Source organism: Cobetia sp. SIMBA_158 (genome assembly GCF_046566945.1).
GTDB lineage: Bacteria > Pseudomonadota > Gammaproteobacteria > Pseudomonadales > Halomonadaceae > Cobetia > Cobetia amphilecti.
In genome coordinates this window covers 1-229 of record NZ_JAWJYL010001253.1, presented here as the reverse complement: position 1 = coordinate 229, position 229 = coordinate 1, and the positions used below count along the sequence as shown (strand labels likewise).

General features: G+C 35.4%; 1 protein-coding gene. It reads right to left on the bottom strand.

Annotation, left to right across the window (positions count from 1 at the left end; genetic code table 11):
- Positions 1–229 (bottom strand): hypothetical protein (locus tag R2R70_RS23735; protein WP_410979452.1); only part of this gene is annotated, 229 nt, incomplete at both ends.

Genomic DNA, 229 nt, shown 5'->3' with positions numbered 1-229 from the left:
TGAATGACATCATTTGCATCAAGCACTTCCGATAAATAAGTAAGCGATTCGGGTTGAAGTGCATCCATTATGATATCCGAAATGGTATGCGGGAAGACTTCATTCACATAATGAAAAGCGAAATAGACCATCTTTTCAAATCCATATGTTTTCGTTCGATTGACAAATAGATCTACATCAACAAGGTCTTCCCTCATAAACATCCCATATATATCAAGCAGTTTATAAA